Origin of the sequence: Salinicola salarius, from assembly GCF_002179555.1 — a bacterium.
Taxonomy (GTDB): domain Bacteria; phylum Pseudomonadota; class Gammaproteobacteria; order Pseudomonadales; family Halomonadaceae; genus Salinicola; species Salinicola salarius_A.
This window is the reverse complement of sequence record NZ_NHOU01000070.1, coordinates 1-4,469: the sequence shown is the minus strand read 5'-3', so window position 1 is coordinate 4,469 and position 4,469 is coordinate 1. Positions and strand designations below refer to the sequence as shown.

2 tRNA genes and 2 rRNA genes are annotated in these 4,469 nt (G+C 53.8%); all 4 read right to left on the bottom strand.

Annotated elements, in window-relative coordinates:
* Positions 1-2,127, bottom strand: a 23S ribosomal RNA gene (locus CCD76_RS18825); the annotation flags it as partial.
* Between the two features lie 254 nt (positions 2,128-2,381).
* Positions 2,382-2,457: transfer RNA gene (locus CCD76_RS18820), tRNA-Ala, on the bottom strand.
* Between the two features lie 252 nt (positions 2,458-2,709).
* Positions 2,710-2,786: transfer RNA gene (locus tag CCD76_RS18815), tRNA-Ile, on the bottom strand.
* Positions 2,787-2,853: 67 nt separating this feature from the next.
* Positions 2,854-4,394 (bottom strand): 16S ribosomal RNA (locus CCD76_RS18810).
* Between the last annotated feature and the right edge of the window lie 75 nt (positions 4,395-4,469).

Sequence of the window (4,469 nt, the reverse complement as noted above, 5' to 3'; positions counted from 1 at the left end):
GGTTTCCAAGCCTCCCAGCTATCCTACACAAGCAACATCAGCGTCCAGTGTGAAGCTATAGTAAAGGTTCACGGGGTCTTTCCGTCTAGCCGCGGGTACACAGCATCTTCACTGCGATTTCAATTTCACTGAGTCTCGGGTGGAGACAGCGTGGCCATCATTACGCCATTCGTGCAGGTCGGAACTTACCCGACAAGGAATTTCGCTACCTTAGGACCGTTATAGTTACGGCCGCCGTTTACCGGGGCTTCGATCAAGAGCTTCGCCTTACGGCTAACACCATCAATTAACCTTCCGGCACCGGGCAGGCGTCACACCCTATACGTCCGCTTACGCGTTAGCAGAGTGCTGTGTTTTTAATAAACAGTTGCAGCCACCTGGTATCTTCGACCGGTTCAAGCTCGGGACGCGAGGTCCTTCACCCTAAGCCGGCGCACCTTCTCCCGAAGTTACGGTGCCATTTTGCCTAGTTCCTTCACCCGAGTTCTCTCAAGCGCCTTGGGATTCTCACCCTGACCACCTGTGTCGGTTTGGGGTACGGTCGCATGTGATCTGAAGCTTAGAGGCTTTTCCTGGAAGCGTGGCATCGATGACTTCCGGACCGTAGTCCGTTCGTCTCGTCTCTCGGCCTAAAGGACCCGGATTTGCCTAAGTCCTCAGCCTACTGACTTTCACCAGGACAACCAACGCCTGGCTCACCTAGCCTTCTTCGTCCCCCCATCGCAATCACATCCGGTACGGGAATATTAACCCGTTTCCCATCGACTACGCTTTTCAGCCTCGCCTTAGGGGCCGACTCACTCTGCTCTGATTAGCATAGAACAGAAAACCTTGGTCTTCCGGCGGGGGAGTTTTTCACTCCCCTTGTCGTTACTCATGTCAGCATTCGCACTCGTGATATCTCCAGCATGCTTCTCAACACACCTTCACAGACTTACACGACGCTCCTCTACCGCTCATCCATAAGGATGAACCCGTAGCTTCGGCATCTGGTTTGAGCCCCGTTACATCTTCCGCGCAGGCCGACTCGACTAGTGAGCTATTACGCTTTCTTTAAAGGATGGCTGCTTCTAAGCCAACCTCCTAGCTGTCTATGCCTTCCCACATCGTTTCCCACTTAACCAGAATTTGGGGGCCTTAGCTGACGGTCTGGGTTGTTTCCCTTTTCACGACGGACGTTAGCACCCGCCGTGTGTCTCCCACGCTCTACTCACCGGTATTCGGAGTTTGCCTCGGGTTGGTAACCCGGGATGGGCCCCTAGCCGAAACAGTGCTCTACCCCCGGCGGTAATACGTGAGGCGCTACCTAAATAGCTTTCGAGGAGAACCAGCTATCTCCGAGCTTGATTAGCCTTTCACTCCGATCCACAGCTCATCCCAGCATTTTTCAACATACTTGGGTTCGGGCCTCCAGTTGATGTTACTCAACCTTCACCCTGGCCATGGATAGATCGCCCGGTTTCGGGTCTATATCCAGCGACTGGTCGCCCAGTTAAGACTCGATTTCTCTACGCCTCCCCTATACGGTTAAGCTCGCCACTGAATATAAGTCGCTGACCCATTATACAAAAGGTACGCGGTCACAGAACGCGTCTGCTCCCACTGCTTGTACGCACACGGTTTCAGGATCTATTTCACTCCCCTCTCCGGGGTTCTTTTCGCCTTTCCCTCACGGTACTGGTTCACTATCGGTCAGCCAGGAGTATTTAGCCTTGGAGGATGGTCCCCCCATGTTCAGTCAGGGTTTCACGTGCCCCGACCTACTCGATTTCACACATTCAGGTTTTCGACTACGGGGCTATCACCCACTATGGCCGGCCTTTCCAGGCGCGTTCGTCTAACCAGTCACATGCTTAAGGGCTACTCCCCGTTCGCTCGCCGCTACTGGGGGAATCTCGGTTGATTTCTTTTCCTCGGGGTACTTAGATGTTTCAGTTCTCCCGGTTCGCTTCCCAACACCTATGGATTCAGTGTGGGATATCCAGCTTGTGCTGGATGGGTTTCCCCATTCGGAAATGTCCGGGTCGCAGGTTGTTTGCCACCTCACCGAACCTTATCGCAGGCTACAACGTCCTTCATCGCCTCTGGCTGCCAAGGCATCCACCGTGTGCGCTTAATCGCTTGACCATATAACCCGAAGGAGTCTGGTCAGTGATTAATCATTCGACAATTGCCGGATACGCTTGAGACGTATCTCGTTTTGCTCTTCTCTAGAGAGAAGAACTGTCAGCATGATCCAAATTGTTAAAGAGCGTTTAGAGCGATAAGCTCTAAGCTGTAAGCTTGCTGTCACGAGTGTTTCATCGTCACGTCAAGCGTATAGCTTAAAACTTATGGTCAGACTGTCGGGTTGTGCTTGTCTCTCGGTTGTCGCGAGAGAGTGGTGGAGCCTAGCGGGATCGAACCGCTGACCTCCTGCGTGCAAGGCAGGCGCTCTCCCAGCTGAGCTAAGGCCCCGGATAGACAGATCGTAAAAAGAACCAAGAAGACTTTCTCTTTTATTTGATCTGTTTAATTTTATTCAGATCGAGGCATTTCGGGGCGACGCATAGCCTGCTATGCGAGTCACGAAATAACGTGGAACTGGATNGGCGCTCTCCCAGCTGAGCTAAGGCCCCGATAAATGCAATTTTGTCGAAGACAAGGCGCTTTTGACCGACGTGTAGCCTGCTACACGAGGGAAAAAGCAACGCCGTATTCGGTAAAATTTGGTGGGTCTGGGCAGACTCGAACTGCCGACCTCACCCTTATCAGGGGTGCGCTCTAACCAACTGAGCTACAGACCCAAACAGTCTTGCTCTGGCCGATCAGGTAATTGATTGTGAGCGCTTGAACCACGCTAAGCTAATCGTTTAAGGAGGTGATCCAGCCGCAGGTTCCCCTACGGCTACCTTGTTACGACTTCACCCCAGTCATGAACCACACCGTGGTGATCGCTCTCCCGAAGGTTAAGCTAACCACTTCTGGTGCAGTCCACTCCCATGGTGTGACGGGCGGTGTGTACAAGGCCCGGGAACGTATTCACCGTGACATTCTGATTCACGATTACTAGCGATTCCGACTTCACGGAGTCGAGTTGCAGACTCCGATCCGGACTGAGGCCGGCTTTCTGGGATTCGCTCCACCTCGCGGTCTCGCAACCCTTTGTACCGGCCATTGTAGCACGTGTGTAGCCCTACCCGTAAGGGCCATGATGACTTGACGTCGTCCCCACCTTCCTCCGGTTTGTCACCGGCAGTCTCCTTAGAGTTCCCGACATTACTCGCTGGCAAATAAGGACAAGGGTTGCGCTCGTTACGGGACTTAACCCAACATTTCACAACACGAGCTGACGACAGCCATGCAGCACCTGTCTCAGAGTTCCCGAAGGCACGAAGGCATCTCTGCCAACTTCTCTGGATGTCAAGGGTAGGTAAGGTTCTTCGCGTTGCATCGAATTAAACCACATGCTCCACCGCTTGTGCGGGCCCCCGTCAATTCATTTGAGTTTTAACCTTGCGGCCGTACTCCCCAGGCGGTCGACTTATCGCGTTAACTGCGCCACTAAGTCCTTAAAGGTCCCAACGGCTAGTCGACATCGTTTACGGCGTGGACTACCAGGGTATCTAATCCTGTTTGCTACCCACGCTTTCGCACCTCAGTGTCAGTGTCAGGCCAGAAGGCCGCCTTCGCCACTGGTATTCCTCCCGATCTCTACGCATTTCACCGCTACACCGGGAATTCTACCTTCCTCTCCTGCACTCTAGCCTGGCCGTTCCGGATGCCGTTCCCAGGTTGAGCCCGGGGCTTTCACAACCGGCGTGCCAAGCCACCTACGCGCGCTTTACGCCCAGTAATTCCGATTAACGCTCGCACCCTCCGTATTACCGCGGCTGCTGGCACGGAGTTAGCCGGTGCTTCTTCTGCGAGTGATGTCCTTCCTCTGAAGTATTAACCCAGAGGCTTTCTTCCTCGCTGAAAGTGCTTTACAACCCGAAAGCCTTCTTCACACACGCGGCATGGCTGGATCAGGCTTTCGCCCATTGTCCAATATTCCCCACTGCTGCCTCCCGTAGGAGTCTGGGCCGTGTCTCAGTCCCAGTGTGGCTGATCATCCTCTCAGACCAGCTACGGATCGTCGCCTTGGTAAGCCGTTACCTTACCAACTAGCTAATCCGACATAGGCTCATCCGATAGCGCAAGGTCCGAAGATCCCCTGCTTTCTCCCGTAGGACGTATGCGGTATTAGCGTGGGTTTCCCCACGTTATCCCCCACTACCGGGCAGATTCCTATGCATTACTCACCCGTCCGCCGCTCGCCACCAGGGAGCAAGCTCCCCGTGCTGCCGCTCGACTTGCATGTGTTAGGCCTGCCGCCAGCGTTCAATCTGAGCCATGATCAAACTCTTCAGTTGAAGTTCGATAGTCCTTACTTCTCTCACACCCGAAAGCGTAAGAAGAAAAGCGGACCAAACTTGGTTCAAGGTCAA